The sequence below is a fragment of the Campylobacter magnus genome, assembly GCF_028649595.1.
GTDB lineage: Bacteria > Campylobacterota > Campylobacteria > Campylobacterales > Campylobacteraceae > Campylobacter > Campylobacter magnus.
On sequence record NZ_JAQSLK010000001.1, the window covers coordinates 238368 to 259264 of the forward strand.

At 39.7% G+C, this 20897-nt stretch carries 15 protein-coding genes; 2 read left to right on the forward strand and 13 right to left on the reverse strand.

Features of this window, described 5'->3' with window-relative positions; genetic code table 11:
* Positions 1–21 precede the first annotated feature (21 nt).
* The 9 genes from glyQ to mnmC form a co-directional block, all read right to left on the reverse strand.
* The gene (glyQ, locus tag PTQ34_RS01080; RefSeq protein WP_273931870.1) at positions 22–879 is read right to left on the reverse strand and encodes a glycine--tRNA ligase subunit alpha; all 858 of its coding nucleotides are present in this window, start codon (positions 877–879) and stop codon (positions 22–24) included.
* A gap of 384 nt (positions 880–1263) precedes the next feature.
* Positions 1264–3342, reverse strand: a complete 2079-nt coding sequence (locus PTQ34_RS01085) for an RNA degradosome polyphosphate kinase (RefSeq protein ID WP_404814885.1) — start codon at positions 3340–3342, stop codon at positions 1264–1266.
* 212 nt (positions 3343–3554) lie between these two features.
* Entirely contained in the window at positions 3555–4640 is a 1086-nt protein-coding gene (locus PTQ34_RS01090) for a DarT ssDNA thymidine ADP-ribosyltransferase family protein (RefSeq protein ID WP_273931629.1), read from the reverse strand.
* A gap of 144 nt (positions 4641–4784) precedes the next feature.
* Positions 4785–5684: an NAD(P)H-dependent glycerol-3-phosphate dehydrogenase gene (locus PTQ34_RS01095; protein WP_273931630.1), complete on the reverse strand. Its 900-nt coding sequence runs from the start codon at positions 5682–5684 to the stop codon at positions 4785–4787.
* 329 nt (positions 5685–6013) lie between these two features.
* Positions 6014–7438 carry an Asp-tRNA(Asn)/Glu-tRNA(Gln) amidotransferase subunit GatB gene (gatB, locus tag PTQ34_RS01100; RefSeq protein WP_273931631.1) on the reverse strand — a complete coding sequence of 475 codons (1425 nt, stop codon included), beginning with the start codon at positions 7436–7438 and terminating at the stop codon, positions 6014–6016.
* Between the two features lie 160 nt (positions 7439–7598).
* The gene (locus PTQ34_RS01105) at positions 7599–8711 is read right to left on the reverse strand and encodes a GDSL-type esterase/lipase family protein (RefSeq protein ID WP_273931632.1); all 1113 of its coding nucleotides are present in this window, start codon (positions 8709–8711) and stop codon (positions 7599–7601) included.
* Entirely contained in the window at positions 8704–9720 is a 1017-nt protein-coding gene (locus PTQ34_RS01110; protein ID WP_273931633.1) for an SGNH/GDSL hydrolase family protein, read from the reverse strand. Before PTQ34_RS01110 ends, PTQ34_RS01105 begins: the two co-directional genes overlap by 8 nt.
* A gap of 3 nt (positions 9721–9723) precedes the next feature.
* On the reverse strand, positions 9724–11247 hold the full coding sequence (locus PTQ34_RS01115) for an MBOAT family O-acyltransferase (protein WP_273931634.1): 1524 nt from the start codon (positions 11245–11247) through the stop codon (positions 9724–9726).
* A 409-nt stretch (positions 11248–11656) separates the two neighbouring features.
* Positions 11657–13483: a bifunctional tRNA (5-methylaminomethyl-2-thiouridine)(34)-methyltransferase MnmD/FAD-dependent 5-carboxymethylaminomethyl-2-thiouridine(34) oxidoreductase MnmC gene (gene mnmC / locus PTQ34_RS01120; protein ID WP_273931635.1), complete on the reverse strand. Its 1827-nt coding sequence runs from the start codon at positions 13481–13483 to the stop codon at positions 11657–11659.
* Between the two features lie 128 nt (positions 13484–13611).
* Here mnmC and PTQ34_RS01125 point away from each other — a divergent pair, with 128 nt between their 5' ends.
* Positions 13612–14421 carry a CsgG/HfaB family protein gene (locus PTQ34_RS01125; protein ID WP_273931636.1) on the forward strand — a complete coding sequence of 270 codons (810 nt, stop codon included), beginning with the start codon at positions 13612–13614 and terminating at the stop codon, positions 14419–14421.
* Positions 14422–14506: 85 nt separating this feature from the next.
* A complete protein-coding gene (locus tag PTQ34_RS01130; protein ID WP_273931637.1) occupies positions 14507–14977 on the forward strand; it encodes a hypothetical protein in 471 nt (156 codons plus the stop codon).
* 119 nt (positions 14978–15096) lie between these two features.
* Here PTQ34_RS01130 and PTQ34_RS01135 read toward each other — a convergent pair whose 3' ends face one another.
* The 4 genes from PTQ34_RS01135 to tyrS all read right to left on the reverse strand — a co-directional run bounded on the left by PTQ34_RS01135 (position 15097) and on the right by tyrS (position 20858).
* Positions 15097–16395: an adenosylmethionine--8-amino-7-oxononanoate transaminase gene (locus PTQ34_RS01135; protein WP_273931638.1), complete on the reverse strand. Its 1299-nt coding sequence runs from the start codon at positions 16393–16395 to the stop codon at positions 15097–15099.
* A 441-nt stretch (positions 16396–16836) separates the two neighbouring features.
* On the reverse strand, positions 16837–18561 hold the full coding sequence (locus PTQ34_RS01140) for an N-acetylmuramoyl-L-alanine amidase (RefSeq protein ID WP_273931639.1): 1725 nt from the start codon (positions 18559–18561) through the stop codon (positions 16837–16839).
* Positions 18545–19657 (reverse strand): nitronate monooxygenase, encoded by a 1113-nt coding sequence (locus PTQ34_RS01145; RefSeq protein WP_273931640.1) that lies wholly within the window; start codon positions 19655–19657, stop codon positions 18545–18547. Before PTQ34_RS01145 ends, PTQ34_RS01140 begins: the two co-directional genes overlap by 17 nt.
* On the reverse strand, positions 19647–20858 hold the full coding sequence (gene tyrS / locus PTQ34_RS01150) for a tyrosine--tRNA ligase (RefSeq protein ID WP_273931641.1): 1212 nt from the start codon (positions 20856–20858) through the stop codon (positions 19647–19649). Before tyrS ends, PTQ34_RS01145 begins: the two co-directional genes overlap by 11 nt.
* Between the last annotated feature and the right edge of the window lie 39 nt (positions 20859–20897).

The window sequence follows — 20897 nt, forward strand, 5'->3', positions numbered from 1 at the left end:
AAGGCACTCTTTTTACTTTTTTTACTTCTCTTGGCTTTTTGCGTAGGCTAGCGCGCAGCCTTTGGCAAGTTCGCGGATTTGAAGTATGTAGTCTTGGCGCTGGGTCGCTGATATCGCACCACGAGCATCAAGGACATTAAAAGTATGCGCAGCAAGCATGCAATAATCATACGCAGGCAAAGCTAACTCATGCTCTAATATAGCCTTACACTCAGCCTTTGCGTTATTAAACTGAGCAAAAAGCATATCAGTATTTGCAATTTCAAAGTTATATTTGCTAAACTCATACTCGCCTTGCTTATGAACATCGCCGTAGGTTACGATTTTGCCATCTTTATCGTCCCAAATGATGTCATAGACATTGTCTTTATCTTGTAAATACATCGCAAGTCGCTCAGTGCCGTAGGTGATCTCTGCGCTGATTAAATCACAAGCTATACCGCCAACTTGCTGAAAGTAAGTAAACTGCGTAACTTCCATGCCATCTAGCCAAACCTCCCAGCCTAGCCCCCACGCACCAAGGGTCGGGCTCTCCCAGTTATCTTCTACAAAGCGAATATCGTGTTTAGCTAGATCTAGTCCCAAATGCTCCAAGCTCTTTAAATACAGCTCTTGGATATTATCAGGGCTTGGTTTCATTATCACTTGAAATTGATAATACGCACCTAGGCGGTTTGGATTTTCGCCGTATCTGCCATCAGTTGGTCGTCTGCTAGGTGCGACATAGGCGACATTCCACGGCTTTTTGCCAAGGCTGCGCAAAAAAGTAGCTTGATGATAAGTGCCAGCACCAGCTGGCATATCATATGGTTGGACGATTAGACAGCCTTGTTCGTGCCAGTATTCTTGTAGTTTTAGTATTAATTGCGAAAAAGTAATCATTTCTTTTGCCTTTATTTTAAAAAAAATCTTGCGATTATAGCTAAGCTTTGCTTGATTTTTACTGATTTTTTGGCTTTTATTTATATGTGTGATTTTAGGAATTCTAGAATTTATTTTACTTTTTAAATTCTAGAATTTAGAGAAAATTTCAGCTCTAAATTCTAGAATTCCTAGAAAATTTCACCTAGGAATTCTAGATTTTAACACTAGGAATTCTAGAATTCCCTAAATAAAATCTAAAATTCCTTAGAATTTCACACAGGAATTCTAGATTAAAAATACCCCCGCACCCCTAAAAAAGCCAAGAAATTCTAGAATTCCCTAGATAAATTCTAGAATTCCTAAGTAAGAATTCTAGATTTCCTTAGCAAATAAAATATTTTAGCTCTCTTTTAGCAGTTTGCTAGCTAGGATTTGGACTTTGTCGTTGTCGTTGCCTTTTTTCATTGAGCTAAAGATTTTATTCATATAGATTTCGAAAAACTCTTGCGCGTTTATCCTGCGCTCGCCAGGGGCTACTGGCGTGTACTCACCATCACTGCCAAGCTCAAAGGCTAGCTCGTTATCGCCTAGCTGCATGCGAAGTATCTCGCCAAGCTTGTTTTGTAGCGTGCTATCATATATCGGCGTCATTAGCTCTAAGCGGCGCTCAAGGTTTCTTGGCATCCAATCAGCCGAGCTTATATAAAATGCTGGCTTAGAGTGCTTGAAGTATAGTATGCGTGCGTGCTCTAAGTATTTACCGATGATTGAGCGGACACGGATATTTTCGCTTTTGCCTGGCACACCAGGGCGCAGACAGCAGATACCTCGCACGATAAGATCGATTTGAACGCCAGCAGAGCTAGCCTCGCAAAGCTCTTTTATCATATCCTCATCTACAAGGGCGTTCATTTTGGCAATTATCCTGCCGTTTTTGCCTTGTGCGGCCTCTGCTTTTATCATATCTATAATGCGCTCTTTGATTTGCATAGGCGACATTGAGAGATTATTTAGGCGGCGGTTTTTGTTAAATCCTGATAAAATGTGAAAAAATGTAGTCGTATCACGCTCAAAATCACTGCGACAAGTAAAGTAGCTAATATCAGTATAGATTTTTGCGCTGCTGCCGTTGTAGTTGCCAGTGCCAAGGTGCGTGTAGAACTTCAGCTTGCCGCCGTCTTGGCGGATAACCTGACTTAGCTTAGCATGAACCTTAAAGCCAGCAATCCCATACACCACATGCGCGCCAGCATTTTCTAGTGCTTTTGCCCAGTGAAGGTTGTTTTCTTCATCAAATCTAGCTTTTAGCTCGACCATTGCAGTTACTTGCTTGCCATCGTTTGCTGCATCTATTAGAGCTTGGACGATATTTGAGTTTTTCTCCACGCGGTAAAGAGTCATGCGAATCGATATGACCTTTGGGTCTTTGCTAGCTTCTTTGATGAGCTGAGCAACTGGATCAAAGCTCTCATAAGGATGAAATAATAACACATCTCCCTTGTCAATAGCCTCAAACATAGAAGTATTGCTATCAAAAGGCGGCAGGGTCTTTGGTGTATAAGGGCTAAATAGTAGGTGGGAAAACTCCTTATCACCGATGATCTGCCAAAGAGCCCCAAGGGTGAGCGGGATATCATACTCATAGATATCTTTTGGGAAAATATGCATGTGAGAGTTAAGAAAATCTAGCAAGGCTGGATCGCCGTTTTGCTCAATTTGCAAGCGAACAAGAGCTCCCTTGCGGCGAGTTTTAAGCCCCTGCTCTAAAATCAGCATAAAATCATCTGCTTCTTCTTCTTCGATTACCATATCAGCGTTGCGAGTTACACGAAATGCGCACGAGCTAACAGGCTTGTAGCCAACAAAAATGTCTTCCATATGATTTCTAACAATGCTCTCAATAGGCACATAAACGCCGTCCTTGCCGTCCCAAAAGCGAGGGAGAACTCGGCTAATTCGCACCATGCCAAATTTATTTATCTCAGGATGCTCGCTATCAGCTAGCTTAACAGCTATGCCAAAGCTAAGGTTATTTAGGTGCGGAAAAGGATGCGTGCTATCAACAGCAATCGGCACTATCACAGGCCAAATGTAGTTTTTAAAATACTCATCAGCCCTAGCCTTCTCAGCATCGCTAAGATCCTCGTAGTTTTTGATATGAAGTCCAGCGGCACCCAAGCCTTTTACTATGCTTTTGTAGGCATTTTCTAGGTTTTCTTGCTCTTTTTTAAGGTAGCTGCGGATCTCGCGGAGCTGTTCTAGCGGACTCATCGTCCCCTCTACGCTCACACCAGCTGCATATAGACTTTTTAGCCCTGCTACACGGATCATATAAAACTCATCAAGATTCGTGCAATAAATCGCAATAAACTTCAAACGCTCTAAAAGCGGAAGGTCTTTATTGGCCTGCGCTAGCACACGAGTATTAAACCTAAGCCAGCTAAGCTCTCTATTTAAAATTACATTATTTTCATCCATTTTTACCCCTTTTTTAAGCTTTTGATTTTGGCATTTTAGCGAAATTTTAGTTTTGAATTCCATTAAATTTAAGTAGCATATAAAACTTCTTTTTCTAAAATCTCTTTAATACGATTAAAATTTTTGCCACGAAAATTTACTTCATTTCTATTTGCATACAAATCAAATACACGAAATTTACAAAACATATCAAACCTTTTTTTGTTTTACTTTTAAAATACATCATCGTATGGTGCCATAAAAGCTTTGTCTTTTTGTTTTTGTGTAAAATTCGGCGAATTTTTCTCATCTATATCACAGCCCGAAAACATAAAGCCCATACTAGTTACATTACTGACATTCCAAGAATTTAATGGTTGATTAAAATTTTCACAATTGCTAAACATACAGCCCATATCGGTTACATTACGTACATTCCAAGAATTTAATGGTTGATTAAAATTTTTACAGCCACAAAACATATAATTCATATTGCTTACATTACCGACATTCCAAAGCTCTATGCCATCAAAATTTTCTCTTTCATTTATTATAACTTCAAAATGTTCATAACCTTTAAAAAAATCACTCATATCAGTAATCGCGCCAGTATCAATATCTCCCAAATAAATATCTTCATTATCTACAAGTGCTTGCAACTCATCTTTTGTTTGTGGATGATATTTAAACTCTCTTTTTTGATTTGCTGTAGTATCGCTAGAATCATTAAAAAACAAGCTAGAATTCCAACTTATATTTATAGAATTATTATTGAGAATTCTAGTTACTTTTTCGCATACTCTAGGATTTTGGCACACTATACCAGCTATCATAGCACTTGGCACCATATCTGGCACCAAAACTTCTGCCATCATCTTAAATTTCTTTTCATTTTTTACATTTTCGTTAGCATCATTCCAAGAAGTAGCAAAGACTTCATCCCAGTTAATAAAGTTAGGATTAAGCAAATCTTTTATTTCATCAGCAAAGAAAAAATTACTTGCTTTAACGCTTTTATTGGTAAAAATTACATTATTTAAAAGTAAAACATCTTTTTTAATCTCTAAAATAACTATATCATCGCCATAAGTTTTTTGTCTTGAATAAAGCAGTGAATTTCTTGGATTAAAATAAAAGCAAATATATTCATCTAAAGGCTTATTATTTATAAGCTGAGCAAACTGTGTTTGTAATTTCTTTGGTGTGCGAAATCCATGTTCTAAAATACTTTTTATATTATGAATACTACTTATGCAATACACATAGCCATTTTTTAGTGGTATTTGGTTTATTGTATTATCAACTTGATATATAGCCATAATGTCCCCTTATTTTTATTATCATAGCACTACACCGCCAAAATAAAACTCATCAGCACTGATATCAAGGCTGGAATTCCAGCTTAAAGCATAAACCTTTTGGCTCTATTTTTACTTGTTCAAAAGCCCTTTATATGAAACATTTTAATTCTTTTTTAGCAAATCTGCTAGGGCCTGCCTTACATCTTTGCCGTTTATGACCTGAGATATTTGATTGGCAATTGGCGTATAAATGCCATTTTTGGCTGAAATATTAACCACCGCATGCGCTGTTGGTACACCCTCAGCTACCTCACCCAAATGCTCTAAAATAGTAGCAAGATCAGCTCCTTTTGCTAGCATTTTGCCAACTCTAAAATTGCGCGAAAGCTCACTTGAAGCTGAAAGAAAAAGATCTCCTGCGCCACTAAGTCCCAAAAAGCTCTCAATTTTCGCCCCAAAAGCCTGCCCAAAGCGTGCCATCTCAACTAGCCCACGAGCCATCAAGCTTGCCCTAGCGTTATTGCCAAGCCCCATACCATCGCAGATTCCACCTGCTATTGCGATTACATTTTTATACGCACCGCAAATTTCAGTGCCTATGACATCGCTACTCTCATAAGACTTCATAAAAGGCGGAAAAAACTCCGCCCACTGCCTAGAAAGACTCTCATCAAAGGCTGAAACCACCACCGCACAAGGCAGATTTTTCTCCACCTCGCTAGCAAAGCTAGGTCCGCTTAAAAAGGCTAGATTTTTGCTATCAAAAAACTCACTAAAAATCTCGTGCAAAAAAGCACCAGTGCTAGTTTCTATGCCTTTTTGTGCTACTAGAATTTTTGCGTTTTTGCTTATTTTAGAGCTATTTTTTTTAAGGAATTCTCTTGTGTTTTGTGTAGCTATAGCAAAGACGATATATTCGCTTTTTAGCGCATCATCTAAGCTTATTAGCTCGCTATTTTTTCGCCCAGTAGCTGAGGCGTTTGCGCTAGTATTTTTCACGCCAAGAGCATAATTTAGCGCAGACCCCCACGCCCCAGCACCGATAACTGCGATATTTGCCATATTTTACCTTTAAATTCTAGTTTGCAGCCGGTTTTTTCTTCTCAGCATTTAGCATCCATAATCCAAAAAAAGTAAGCACGATAGTGATACCAACCACCATCCAAGCTGCCAAATCCATCATTTCCCCTTATCGCTATTGTATGACAAACACGAGAGCCATACTAAAGTTTAAAAGCGAGTTTAAAATCAGTTCTTACCACTTTCTCATTCTATCGCACCTGTGAAGCCTCCTGTGAAGCCCCTGTGAAGTCATAGGAATTCTAAAATTCCCAAAGAAATTCTAAAATTCCCAAAGGAATTCTAGAATTCCCAAAGAAATCCAAAATTCCCTACCCCAGCTTGCCTTTTAGCAGTTCATTTACTTTTGCTGGGTTGAAGGCGCCTTTGCCCTCTTTCATCACCTGCCCTACAAAAAATCCAAAGAGCTTATCTTTGCCACTTTTATACTCAGCCACTTTTTCAGCATTTGCGCTTAGGACAGCATCTATGATAGCGATTATTGCGCCATCGTCGCTTACTTGTTTGAGTCCAAGCTTATCTATCACAGCCTCTACTTGTGCGTTTTCATTAGCCACAAGCTCATCAAGCACCTTTTTAGCAGCATTTGCGCTTATTGTGCCCTCTTCTATCGCTTTTAAAAGCTCAGCCATTTTAGCACTATTTACTGGGCTAGTTTCTATTGTCACGCCGTTTTTTAAGCGTCCCAAAAGCTCCACGCACAGCCAAGTTACGCAGAGTTTTGGTGAAATATTAGCAGCGATTAGATTCTCAAAGTATCTTGCCATCTCATAGCTAGATACGATCACACCAGCATCATAAGGCTTTAAGCCAAGCTCATTTACATATCTAGCCTTTTTCTCATCAGGTAGTTCTGGCAGGTTGCGAGCAGCTGCCATCATCTCATCGCTTAGCACCGCAGGTAGCAAGTCTGGATCTGGAAAATATCTATACTCAGCGGCCTCTTCTTTGCTACGCATAGGCTTAGTTATTAGCTTATTTGTATCAAAAAGCCTTGTTTCTTGGACTACTTCGCTCTCATACTTGCCATCCTCCCACGCTACTTTTTGACGCTCTACTTCGTATTCTATTGCTTTTTGGATAAAGCGAAATGAGTTAAGATTTTTTATCTCCACGCGTGTATAGAGCTTAGGATCACCTGCAGGGCGTATGCTTACATTCACATCGCAGCGAAAACTTCCTTCTTGCATGTTCGCATCGCTTATATTTAAAAAGCGCAAAATGCTATGAAGCTTTTTTAAATACGCCACCGCCTCATCGCTGCTGCGCATATCAGGCTCGCTTACGATTTCTAGCAGTGGAGTGCCGCAGCGGTTTAGATCCACAGCGCTTGAGCTTGCTAGGTGATTGTTTTTTCCAGCGTCTTCTTCAAGGTGAGCCCTAGTTATGCCTATGCGCTTTTCGCCACTTTCAGTGGTGATAAAAAGCTCGCCATTTTCTACCACAGGTGTCGTCCACTGCGAGATTTGATAGGCTTTTGGCAAATCTGGGTAAAAATAATTTTTTCTATCAAAATTTGACTTTTGATTTACCTTAGCATTTACAGCAAAGCCAAAACTAGCCGCCTTTGCTAGGGCTTCTTTATTTAGCACAGGCAAGGCACCTGGCAGAGCTAGGCAAACCGGGCAAGTATTGGCATTTGGCTCATCGCCAAACTTTGTAGAACAGCTGCAAAATATCTTAGTTTTGGTATTTAGCTGGCAATGGACTTCAAGTCCTATTATAGTCTCAAACATTTTTCAAGCCTTTTGATTAAAAATTAAAATTTGGCGATTATAGCGCATTTTGGCTTGATTTTTCTTTATTTTTTATTTTTTGTTTGGCAATTTAGAATTCCAAAGAGAATTCCAAACCAGAATTCCAAAGAGAATTCCTAGTAAATTTTGCCTAGGAATTCTAGTTTTTCATCTCATTTTTCACACTTTTTGCGATAAAAGCACCGATTTTTTTATATCCATCGTGGCTTAGGTGTAGGTTATCACGGCTAACAAGCTTGTTTTTGCGCCAGCTCTTCCAGCCACCGCTACTTTCTACAAAAGCTCTAGTATCCACAAAAATCGCATTTTCATCTCTGGCTAGGCGTTTTAGAGCACTTATTACCAAAGGCATTTTCTTTATTTTTGGGCTAGGTGGTGGGGTGACAAGGACGAGTTTAGCGTTTTTTGAAGCACTTTTTAGCTTAGCAATTAAACTTTTCATTGAGTTATAAAAGCCACTTTCGCTAAAGTCTTTATCTAGCGCATCGTTTGTGCCATATGCTAAAATAAAAAGCTCATAGTCAAAGCCAGCAAAGTCCCTGCTCCACGCCTCATCGCTCCACTTTGCGCTTATGCTTGAGTAAGCTCCATTTGCGGCGCAAAAATCCACAAAATCACCCTTTTGATAGATTTTATATCCGCCAAGTTCTGCGCCATTTTTAAGAGCTTTTATTTCAAGCGGAAAGCTAAGCGCAAAGGTGCTATACTCCCAGATATCAGGGCTTTTTTGTGTGATTTTATACTCTTTGGCGTTAGCATCTTTTAGAGCAAAAATTTCGCCACTTTGGCTAAATTTATGTAAAATCTCCACCCCAAAAAGCCCTTTTAGCTTTTTTAGTTTTAAAGACATTGTAGCGTTCTCATCAGCTTTTGCCACCACGCCACAAAGTGCGTAGTCATCGTATTTATCACGCCTTGAATTCAAAATCTCAAAGCCGTTACTCTCAAAGCTTAGCTCAGAGTGGGCATGATACTTGCTTACAGCAGCTGGCACAAAGCCTGCTGAGCCCACGCTAGCAGCAAAATACTCATCTCTAAACGCTGCTACCATCGCCCCACTTGCCACATGCGAATCGCCAAAAAACTTCACTCCACGACCATTTTGGCTAATATTTAGCCTTTTTAGCTCTTTTTTAGCTAGCATTTCATCGCTACTCTTATTTTCAGCTATGATTTTTTGCGTACAAGCTACTAGCAAAAGCGCGGCAAAAAGCCCCAAAAACGTATAAAAACTAGCTAAAATCTTATTCAATTTCTATCCTTTTTAGTATTTCATCAGCTAGGATTTGCGAGCCTATTTTGCTTATGTGAATTCCATCATCTTGGCGGATTTTAGAGCGTTTGCCATTTATGTTTAAATGAGTAAGAAAATTATCATTTTGGCAAAGATGCTCGCTAGTATTTATGAAAAACTGCCCATTTTGTTCGCTTACACTTTTGTAAATTTCATTTAAAAGCTCTATTTTTTTCGCATAGTCAGTTTTTTGCATACAAGGCAGGCTTAGCCACAGCACCTTTACATTACTAGCTTTGGCGATTTTATAGATTTCATCCACACGCCTAGCATAAAACTCCCTCCACTCACTCGAGTTTAGCTCATAAAACTTACCATTTATACTGCGTCCCCACGGATCATTTGCGCCTATTAGCATCACAAGTAGCTTTATATCTTTATTTTGAGCTAGAGTATCTTTTATAACCTGCGCCCAGTTATGAGATTTTTTATATAGTAGCCCTGTGCTTTGCTTGCTTAGATCAAGCACTTTTAGCCCTAGTTTTGGGTAGTTTTGGCTAGCTATCATGCCGATGTATTGCATCATGCTATCGCCTGTGATTAGCACGCTATCACCTTGTTTAAGCACTATTTTATCATCTGGACTTTGCTCTATAGTAGCAGTATCTGCGCTAATATTTTCATCGCTTATTTGGGCGCTAGCTCTTATATTTATTGTTATATTATCATCAAAAGGTATTATATCGTTAGTGATATTTGCTTCGCCATCATTTTGTTTATTTGTCTCAAAGACAGCGGTATCAGCGCTTTGGCTATTATTTTCAAAAATAACATTTGCGCTAGTATCAACAAACACACCAAAAGCCCTAAAAATCTCTGCTCCCTTGCTAAATTCCGTGCCCTTTAAAAGCTCATCAAGCCCAAAAGAGCTATGAAATCTTTGTTCTATATAAAAAATCAGCGAGTTTTGTGTGAAAAAAACTAGCACCACAAGCATTAAAATATTTACTAAAACAAACCTAAACATAACTTAAAAACTCGCATAAATAAAACTTGGAATTCCACTAGGCATAATAGCAATTATCACGCTAAAAACAAGCCCTAGCACAAGAGCTTTAAGTAGGATTGGCATGCATGAGAGCATATGAACACAAAAGTCAAAAAATCCAGCGCATTTGTGATATAAGCAAACGCCCACAAGCAGCAAAACCACTAGTGCTGTCTGCTGGCCAAAATTCCCAGCTGCTAGCGCTGCAAAAAGCCCTTTTAGTATGACTAAGCTATTATCAAAGTCATTGGCAAAAAATATCCACGCAAAACTAACAAAAATATAGGTTAAAATCAAAGATACATAGTAGTTTAGCTGCGGCAGGGCTAAGGCTTTATAAGCGTTAAAAATCACCAGCCCCACGCCATGAAGCAGCCCCCAGATGAGAAAATTCCACTCTGCTCCATGCCAAATTCCAGAAAGCCCAAAGGCAATAAGCACATTTATTTGCGTGCGAGTAAAGCCCTTAGCCGACCCACCAAGCGGAATATAAATATAACGCGTAATAAAAGTAGTTAGCGTGATATGCCAACGCTGCCAAAACTCCCTAATATTTCTAGCTGCATACGGCATAGCAAAGTTCTGCGCTAGCTCAAAGCCAAGGGCTAAGGCAAGCGCGCGGCTCATATCTATAAATCCACTAAAGTTCGCATATAGCACCACGCCATAAAGCAAAATCGCAAGCAGTATCTCGCTAGCAGAAGATGATGATGAATAAACCGAGCTAAAAATATTATTTACATAAGGGCTAAGTAGCGAGCTAATCACCAGTAGTTTCACACAAGCAAAAAGGGCAAGCGTGAAAATCTCATCACCACAAGAGAAATTCTTTGGCTCGTTAAACTGCGGCAAAAGCGCCCTAAGACCCTTCTCATCGCTAGCACGGCTAATAGGTCCCATCACAATACTAGGAAAAAACGCTAAAAAGCAAGCTAGAGAGATAAAATCATCACACCTCTCACACTGCCCCCTGTACATAGCCAGCAAATATGTAATACTCATAAATGTATAGTATGACACGCCCAGCGGAAACGCCACACTCTCAAAAAGACTAAGCCCAAAAAACTCAAAAAATCCAGCAAATACTCCATAAAAGAAATCATAATATTTAAAAAAGCACAAAAACAGCACACAAAAGCCAATAATCACGCCCAAAGCTAGATTTGAAGTAGGTGCGAACTTATTTTTATATGAAATAATCTCAGCACTTTGCGAATTATTTTGTGTATTATTTTTTGTATTATTTGCCAAATCTTTGCTGAATTTTTGGCTTTGTTCTAATAAGCGCACAAGCTTGCCGTGTTCTTGCAGATACTTGCCACACACAAAAACAGCGCAAGTAAAGCCAAAAAGCACCAGCGCAAAATACAAGCTATTTGCGCAAATAAAGGCATAAGAAGCAAATAAAATCAGCAATTTTTGCATGCTAACAAAGTTTTTAGCCGCCCAGTATATCACAAAAAACAGCAAAAAAAGTAGCACAAACTCAGGTGAGAAAAAAGTCATAAACTAGCCTTGAAAAATAAAAAAGTAATTTTATCTTATTTTTTGTGAATTTTGGCAAAATTTCAGCATTTTTTTAGGGGGTTAGGGGGATATTTTTTAGCAATTCTAGAATTCCTAAACTAGAATTCCCAATCTAGAATTCCCAAAATAAAATCTAGAATTCTAGAATTCCCAATCTAGAATTCCCAAGCCTTATGTCATCCCCCGACTTGATCGGGGGATCTCATCACAAAGAATTCTAGAATTCCTAAAAAATACCTCCTAACCCCCAACCAGCGGATGCGAAGCAAAAAAAGCCTAGGAATTCTAGAATTCCCAAAATAAATTCTAGAATTCTAGAATTCCCAAAATAAATTCTAGAATTCTAGAATTACTAAACTAGAATTCCTAAAATAAATTCTAGAATTCCCTAAACCTCCAAGCCCTTTTTAAGTTTTCTAATCAAAAACCTTGCGCTGTGAAACTCGCTAAAAAGACTATGGCTAATGCACAGCGGACGATTTAAAAGCAAATCAAGCATTATCTCAGAGCCTAAAACAGCCGTGCTAAGTGCGTGCGCACCGTGTGCGGTATTTACAAAAATGCCCTTTTTGTAGCGTGGCGGCGGCAAAATCTGGACTTTGTTTTTTTGCCACAAAAGAGCCTTGTAATCCTCGCAAAAGCCTTGATAATCGTGCATCTGCGAAATCAGCGCAAACCTATCGCCACTATAAGCTCTAAGCCCAGCATTTGCGCCTAAAACTTTAACATTTTTGCCAAGATACTGCGCTACTTTTGCGATATTTTCATCATTTTCGCTCTCTCTAATCTCACAGTCTAGATCTAGCCTATCAAAGCTAGAGCCAATCACCTGAACGCTGCTAAAAGGCGCACAAATGTAGCCCTTATGACTAAGCGGGACGCCATTGTAGCAAGGCTTTATATGCGTAGCTTGCCCACGAACCGCACTTAGCAAAATGTTTTTATCATAGCTTTTTATAAGCTCATTTGAGTGCGCACCACCAGCGATAATAAGCGCATCAAAGCTGATTTTTTGCCCACTTTTAAGGCGCAAATCGCTATCAAAAATCTTTTCAACCTCACAGCCAAAGCGCACATCAAGCCTGCTAGCTAAAAACTGCCTTAAAGCTAGCGGAGCGATTTGCATAGCGTGTTTTACCAAAATCTCATCGCCGTTTTTAGCAAAAAACGCAGGGTAAGCCAAAAAAGCCTCTTTAAAACGCTGTTTTTCATCCTCATTTTTAGCGATGTATTTTGCGCCGCAAAATTTCACAAATGGCGCAAGCTCGCTGTGCTTTTTATAAAAGCTTATAGCTGCCAAAAAAGCCCTGATATGCGCCTTTGCTAGTAGCGAACTAGGTTTATGAATAAGTGGCAAGCAAAGCCCAGCAAGATTAGAACTAGCTCCATTTTTTAAGCTATGATTTTTTTCTAAAACCACGCTAGAAATGCCAAGTTCTTTTAGTCTATAAGCTGTGAGTAGCCCTGTGATACCTGCGCCGATTATTACTACATTTTGGGGCTTTTTTGTCAACGCAGAATTCCCTCTGGCAAACCATGGATTTAAAGTGTGCTTTTTTGCCATAGGCTTAGCACAAAGTGCGTGGATAAACTCACGCTTTTTGCCCTGCCCTGCTCTTTTTTCATATATAAAGGCATTTTTGCTTAAAGCGTCCTTAAACACCCTAGCGCAAGAATACGAGCGCAAAATAGCATCCTTAGCGCAATGCTCTCTTACAAGAGCTAAAAAATCAGTGCTAAAAAGCTCAGTATTTTTGCTAGGGCTAAAGCCGTCAATATAGAAAATATCAGCCCTAAAATCGCTGTTTTCAAGCCAAGCAAAAGCAGCTCCAAAATAAAAGTCCAAAATCCCAAAATCGCCAAAATATATGCGCAAAATCTCATCTTTTATAGGATAATAAAAGCTTATAAACTCACAAAAAAGCTCTCTAAACTCGCTAAAATCAGCATAAAAACACTGCAAATCAGCCACGCTAATAGGCTCTATTTCACAGGCTATATAATGAAGTTTTTTGCCCAAAGCCTGCGCTTTTTTAAGGCTAACAAAAAAGTTTAGCCCAAAGCCAAAACCGCTCTCAGCGATGATAATTTCATCTTTTTTTACTTCATCAATAGCACTTGCATACACGCTTTGCCTCTCAGCCTTTGGGTCATTTGCGTCAAAATACACATCGCCAAAACGCTCATTATACGGCACTCCGTCTTTTAACAGCATTTTTTGCCTTTATTTTTTTATAAGCTTAAAGCAAAATTTATAAAATATTCCTTAAATTTACTATAATTTAAGAAAAAAAAATATAAGATTACACATTTTTTTCACAATCAAAAACTTAGGGAGACAAAATGAAAAAATCACTTCTAATCAGTGGCTTGCTAGCTACTGCACTTTTTACAGGCTGTGCTACTGGTGGCAGCTCACAACCTAGTTATAGTGGCGGCGCAGCAGCTGGCAAAAACTCTACTGCTAAAGGCATTGAGCGTTGCGCTAAACCTATGGGAACTCTTGCTATACATGAGGATCAAAGAAGTGACTGGTTTGCGTATCTTACTCGCAACTACAAGCTAACCTCTACAGTCCCAGTTATCAAAACCATACTTCAGCAAACAAACTGCTTTGTTATCGTAGAGCGTGGCAAAATGATGAATAACATGATGCAAGAACGCGCTTTACAACAAAGTGGCGAGATGAGAAAAGTAAATACCAAAAAAAGCAAGAAAAATCGCAATTGGAAAAACCAAATGGTCGCAGCTGACTTTGCTATAAATCCTGAGATTTTCTTTAGCGATGCAAATACTGGTGGCGCAGGAGCAGCGGTAGGTGCTGTCGGTGGCGGTCTGCTTGGTATTTTAGCAGGTGGCTTTAGCAAAAAAGAAACTCAAGTTTCTCTAACCATGATCGATAACCGCTCAGGTGTCCAAATCGCAAGTGCTATAGGTCATGCTAGTGCTACTGATTTCTTAGGTCTTGGTGGACTTGGCGGTGGCGGTGGCGGTGGTGCGCTTGGTATGTACTCACGCACACCAGAGGGTAAAACCCTAGTAAATGCCTTTGTAGATGCAATAAATCAAATGGTAGTAGCACTTAACAATTATGAAGCTCAAAGTGTAGAAGGCGGTCTAGGTCAAGGCGGCACACTAGAAATCGCTGACTAGAAGAATTTTTCTTTATACCTTTGTTTTAGAATTCTAGAATTCCCTAAGGAATTCTAGAATTCCTATCTTCAAAAACGGAACTCTCATGAAAAAAATATATTTTGCTCTTTTATTTTCTGCTTTTTTAACAAATCTTAGTGCTAAGATTATCGCTAGCGAGCGTGTAATTGATGGGCTTTGTGAGCTTTATTATGAGCAAAGCAGAGTCGGCAGAGACTACGGATACTCAAGTGCTAGAGCGATGAATAAACGCATACAAGAGTATAGAGCCAGATTTGGCTTACAAGAATTTGACGAAAGAGAATGTGGCGACTTTAACTCTTTTGGCAGAGGCTTTGATGAAAGCAGAGCCTATAATAGAGGTTACGAAGATGGCTATTACGACAGCTACGATGATAGAAGATACTACCGACATCCGCAAAGAAGATCCGCTGATCCATGGAATGATAGACCAAGAGCAAATGATCCGTGGAACGACAGATCAAGAGCCGCTGATCCGTGGAATGATAGATCAAGGGGTGGCGCACACAATCCACAAAATCCCTGGAATGATTAAAATATATTTATTTTGCTAGGGAATTCTAGAATTCCTAAAATAAATTCTAGAATTCCTAAGATAAATTCTAGAATTCCTAAAATAAATTCTAGAATTCCTAAAATAAAATCCAGAATTCCTTAGAGCTCATTTATTAGCTCTTTTATTTGCGTGCTAGCAAAGGCGATTTGATCCCTAGTTATAACATATGGCGGCATGAAGTATAGGCTCGCACCAAGCGGACGAAGCAATAAACCACGATTTAAAGCCAGATTTCTAAACTCTCTACTTTTTGCCCCAGCAAGACGCGACACATCAAAGGCTAGCACCATACCACGCTGACGGAAGTTTCGCACCTTTTCATGCTCACTAGCCCACTTAAATTGCTCCAAAATAAACGCACTTAAAGCCTTGTTTTTCTCAATCACATTTTCGCTCTCAAAGATATCTAAAGTAGCGTTTGCTGCAGCTGCTGCTAGGGCGTTTCCTGTGTAGCTGTGAGAATGAAGAAAAGCCCTGTCAAAATCCCCCAAAAACTCATTATACACGCTATCACTCGTAACTACTACTGAAAAAGGCAGATTTCCACCGCTTAGCCCCTTGCTAAGGCAGACAAAATCAGGCACAAAGCCCACCTGCTCCATCGCCCACATAGACCCACTCCGCCCAAAGCCCACCGCAATTTCATCAAAAATCACATCTATTTCGTAGCTTCGCACTAGCTCGCAGGCTTTTTTGGTATAAGCAGGGCTTGGCATATTCATATTGCCAGAGCATTGAATTAGTGGCTCTATTATAAAGGCACTGATGCGGTGAGCGTGTGTTTTTAGCACTTTTTCAAGGTCGCTTAGAGCCTCATCTTCGCTTACAATCTCGCCGCCCCACGCAGAAAAATCACAAGGCACTTTTGCGCTAATACAATCAATCAAAATCCCACCATAACTAGCTTTGTAAAGCTCCACATCTCCCACGCTAAGTGCGCCGATGGTCTCTCCGTGATAGCTATTTTTAAGGTTTAGAAAAAGCGGTTTTTCCTTGCCCCTAAGCTTATTTTTGTGATAGCTCATTTTTAGGGCGACCTCCACAGCTGCTGAGCCATTATCAGCGTAAAAGCATTTGTTTAAGGGACTTGGCAGTAATTTACAAAGCCTAGCACTAAGTCGCACCAAAGGCTCGTGCGTAAAGCCAGCTAGTATCACTTGGCTAAGGCTCTTTGCTTGTTCGGCAATTTTAGCGGCTATATAAGCATTGCCGTGTCCAAAAATATTTACCCACCAGCTAGAAATACAATCAATATAAGCCTTTTCATCGTAGCCATACAGCACAGCGCCATCGCCACGCTTGATAGCTAGCACGCTATCATACTCACTCATCTGTGAACAAGGATGCCAAATGTGCTCTAAATCAAGTTTTGAGAGTTCTTGGGCTGTATTATTCATTTTGTGCCTTTAAAAAATATATATAGGAATTCTAGAATTCCTAGGGTAAAATCTAGAATTCCTAGAATAAATTCTAAAATTCCTAAGCTAAACTTCTAGGAATTCTAGAATTCCCTAGAATTCCTAGAGATTGCTTCGCTTCGCTCGCAATGACGAATTTTAGGGAATTCCAAAATTTCTAAGATAAAAAATACCCCCTAACCCCCAAAAAGCCTAGGAATTCCAAAATTCCTTAGCCTTGTGTCATCCCCCGACTTGATCGGGGGATCTCATCACAAATAAATTTAGAATTCTAAAATTCCCAGGGCAAATACCCCCGCACCCCCAAAAACTAGAATTCTAAAATTCCATATAGAGATCCTCGGGTCAAGCCCGAGGATGACATAGTAGGGAATTCTAAAATTCCTAAGCTAAACTTCAAGGAATTCTAGAATTCATAGTCTATAAATTTTTAGCAAAATACTCATCTACACCATCAGCTATGCCTTTTGCTAGGCGGTCTTGGTATTTTGAGTTTGCGATTTTTTGGCTCTCGTCTGGGTGAGAGATGTAGCCGATTTCTATCAGCACCGCAGGCATGAGAGCGCCCACTAACACCCAAAATGGTGCCTCTCTAACCCCACCATCGCTTACTTTGTAGCTGGCTCGCACGCTTTTTAAAAGGGCTGCTTGCATATCAATTGCAAGCTTATTGCTAGCGATGATTTTTTCGCGGTTTAAAAAGTTTAGAAAGCTTACTTTCGTAAAATAATTCATCTCATCAGTATCTGCTTTGTTTTCTAGATTTGCAGCGTTCATTGAACGCTCAGAGCGTGACGGACTTAGAAAAAAGGTCTCAATTCCGTTCATACTCTTAGCTTTTTCTTTATTTGGCGCAGCGTTTGCGTGAATAGAGATAAAAAGGTGCGCACCTTTATCATTTGCAAAGCTCGTGCGAGATCTAAGCTTGATAAAGCGGTCGTTGCTGCGAGTAAAAAGCACCTTGTACCCACGCTCTTTTAGCAAGCTGGCGGTTTTTTTGCTTACATTTAGCACTATGTCTTTTTCACGCAGCTTTTTATTTTGGCTAAGCGCGCCAACATCATCTCCGCCATGCCCTGGGTCAAGCACTATAATTTTACTAGCTTTTTGCTTTTTACTTAGTTTATTGCTAGCAGCTGTGGCGGTATCAGCTGCGATTTTCATAGCTTTTTGATTTATATGTTCTGGCTTTTTAGCTATTTTTTTATCATTTTTAGTGTTTTGGGTTTTTACGGTTTTTTCTGCCTTATTTTCGCTAGTTTTTTCTGCACTAGCTACTTTTTTTGCGGTTTTTTTGGTATTTTGTTCTGTTTTTTGTTCTGCTTTTTGCGTATTTTGTGCTAGCTTTTTGCTAAAAGTTATTTCTTTTTCATCTATTTGAGAGTAAATTTGGCTTTTTTTAGCATCTTCAAAGACTATTCGCACGGTGCTTGGATCTTTTTGGGCTATACGGATTTTGGCTGAAATGCCGTTTTGTGGGACAGGGAATTTGCTAGGTAAAATACCAGTTATATCATATACATTGCGCCAGCTATCCTTTGAGTTAAGAGTGAAGTTTTTTAGCTCGTCTTCATTTATATTGCGGTTTAGCTTGATTTTTAGAGAGTTTTTATCGCTTAGCACTTCAAGCACTCTTAGGCTTTTTGGCTCTGCTTTTGCTTCTTTTTTTGCTTCTACTTTTGTTTTTGCTTCTGTTTTTTGCGATTTTTGATCTTTGGTTTGTGTTATTGTGGATTTAGTGTTTGTTTTTTGTTCTGTGTTTTTAATTTCTTTTTTAGATACTTTTTTAGCTTCTTGGGCGCTATCTTTATTTTGGCTTTTTGGAGTAGATTTTTTAGTGTTATTTTCATCAGCGTTTTTAGCATTAGCCTGACTTAGACTAGCTAGTTCTTTTTTTAGGGTTTTTGAGTTTACGCCAAAGACAGCATTTGCCTTTATTAGACGCTCCAAACTAGCTTTTTTACACTCCAAATCATCGTTTATAACTGATTTTATATAGGCGTTTTTGATTTCATTGTGTAGGCGCTGGCGTTCTTTTGCGCCTACTTCTATAAAGTTTTTGTCAAACTCGCTAAAATCACAAGCACCAAAAACCACACTTATAAAAAGCGTGATTAAGGCTAAAAATCTACTTATTTTCCCCATGAATTAGTTTGCCAATTAGCTCTTTTACACTTATTATTTCTTTTAGGCGGTAGCCATTTGCACCGCTAAAAAATAGCCCTGTCTCAAGGCGTCCCATCACGCCATCATATAGTCTATCTGCTATACAATATCCTACTTTTTTTGCACCCTCTCCACGGTTGCATGGAGCTACGCAGTTACTGATGCAGTTTATTTTTGGAGCCTCGCCTTTTTGCATTAGTTTAAAAAGATTTGTTTTTATACCACGGGCTGGGTAGCCAACTGGGCTTTTTATTAGCTCGATGTCTTCTTTTTTTGCTGAGATTAAAGTTTGCTTAAACTCAAGGCTTGCATCGCACTCATGCGTGCCTATAAAGCGAGTTCCCATTTGAACGCCACTTGCGCCTAGACTCATAGCGTTTTTGATATCATCATGATCCCAGATACCGCCGGCTGCAATTACTGGTATAGGCGAGCCTTTTTGCTTAGCCCACTCGTTTGCCTCAGCTACTACTGGGGCAATTAGCTTTTCAAGCTGGTAGTTTGGATCCATGCACTGCTCGTAGCTAAAGCCTTGGTGACCGCCTGAGAGTGGGCCTTCTAGCACCACAGCATCAGGCAGCACGCCATAGCGAGAAAGCCAGCGTTTGCAAATGATTTTTAGAGCTTGGACTGAGCTTACTATTGGCACCAAGGCTACTTCTTTGAAGTCTTTTGTAAACTCAGGCAAGCTAGTAGGCAAGCCTGCGCCGCTTATTATTATGTTTATGCCATGCTCGCAGGCGTCTTTTACTATCCTGGCATAGTCATTACAAGCACACATGATATTTGCAGCTAGTGGAGCATCGCCGCAGATTTTTCTAGCATTATCTATTATAGCTTTAAAGCCCTCTCTTGAGTAAAAGTTTATGCTATCAAGAGGCTTGTCTTTTAGCGTTTTAGCGGCGTATTTTAGGTGGTCGTAGTATCCTGTGCCAACAGAGCTGATCACGCCAAGGGCACCATTTGCGCTTACAGTGCCAGCTAGCTTATCCCAGCTTATGCCTAGTCCCATGCCACCTTGGACTATGGGATATTTTATCTCGTATTTACCTATTTTTAAGCTTTTAAATTCCATTTTTTACCTTTAGTTTTGCATAAGCTTTTTTGCCCACTTGTAGCACATACTCTCCAGATTCTAAGTGTAGCTGCTCGTCATTTATTTTGCTTTTATTTATGCTTACTGAGTTTGCCTTTATCGCGCGTCTTGCATCAGAGCTTGAGTTTACTAGGCCGCACAGCTTTAGAGCCTCTACTATCCAAATTTTACCCTCGCTTTCATACTCTTTCATATCGCTTGGCAGTGCGCCCTTGCTGTGAACGCTCTCCCACTCAGCTCTAGCAGATTTTGCGTTAGCTTCGTCATAAAAGCGCTCTACAAGCTCGCAGCCAAGGGCCTTTTTTACTTCCATAGGATGAACACTGCCATCTTCTACGCTAGCTTTTAGAGTTTCTATCTCATCTACGCTTTTGTTTGATAGTAATAAATACCACTCCCACATAAGCTCATCGCTTATACTCATAACCTTAGCAAATATCGTATTTGCTGGCTCTGAAATACCTATATAATTGCCTAGGCTTTTACTCATTTTGTTTGTGCCATCAAGCCCTACTAACAAAGGCATCATTAGCACTGCTTGTTCTTTGCCAACCTCATAAGTACGCTGCAAGGTGCGACCCATAAGCAAATTAAACTTTTGATCCGTGCCACCTAGTTCTATATCGCATTTCATCGCAACACTATCATAACCTTGTAGCAATGGATATAAAAACTCGCTAATTGCTATGCTTTGTTGTGCGTTATAACGCTTTGTAAAATCATCACGCTCAAGCATTCTAGTAACGCTAAAAGTGCCAGCTAGCGCAATTAGCCCACCAGCTCCTAGTTCATTTAGCCACTCTGAGTTAAACATAATCTGCGTTTTGGCAGGATCAAGGACTTTGAAAACTTGTTCTTTGTAGGTCTCAGCGTTTTTTTCTACTTCTTTTTGGCTAAGAACCTTTCTAGTTACGCTCTTGCCAGTAGGATCGCCTATGCGGGCTGTGAAATCACCGATCAAAAACTGCACCTTTGCGCCGTGTTTTTGTAAAAAAGCAAGCTTGTTTAAAATCACCGTATGCCCTAGGTGCAAATCAGCCGCAGTAGGATCCATACCGATTTTTACCAAAAACTCCTTGCCATTTTCATAATAATCTTTTATAAGCTTTTCAATGCGCTCAAAATCTATTATCTCAGCAGTGCCTTTTTTTAGTTCTTTTATGATTTCATTTATATTCAAAGTCTTTCCTTTTTTGCTTAGGAATTCTAGAATTCCTAC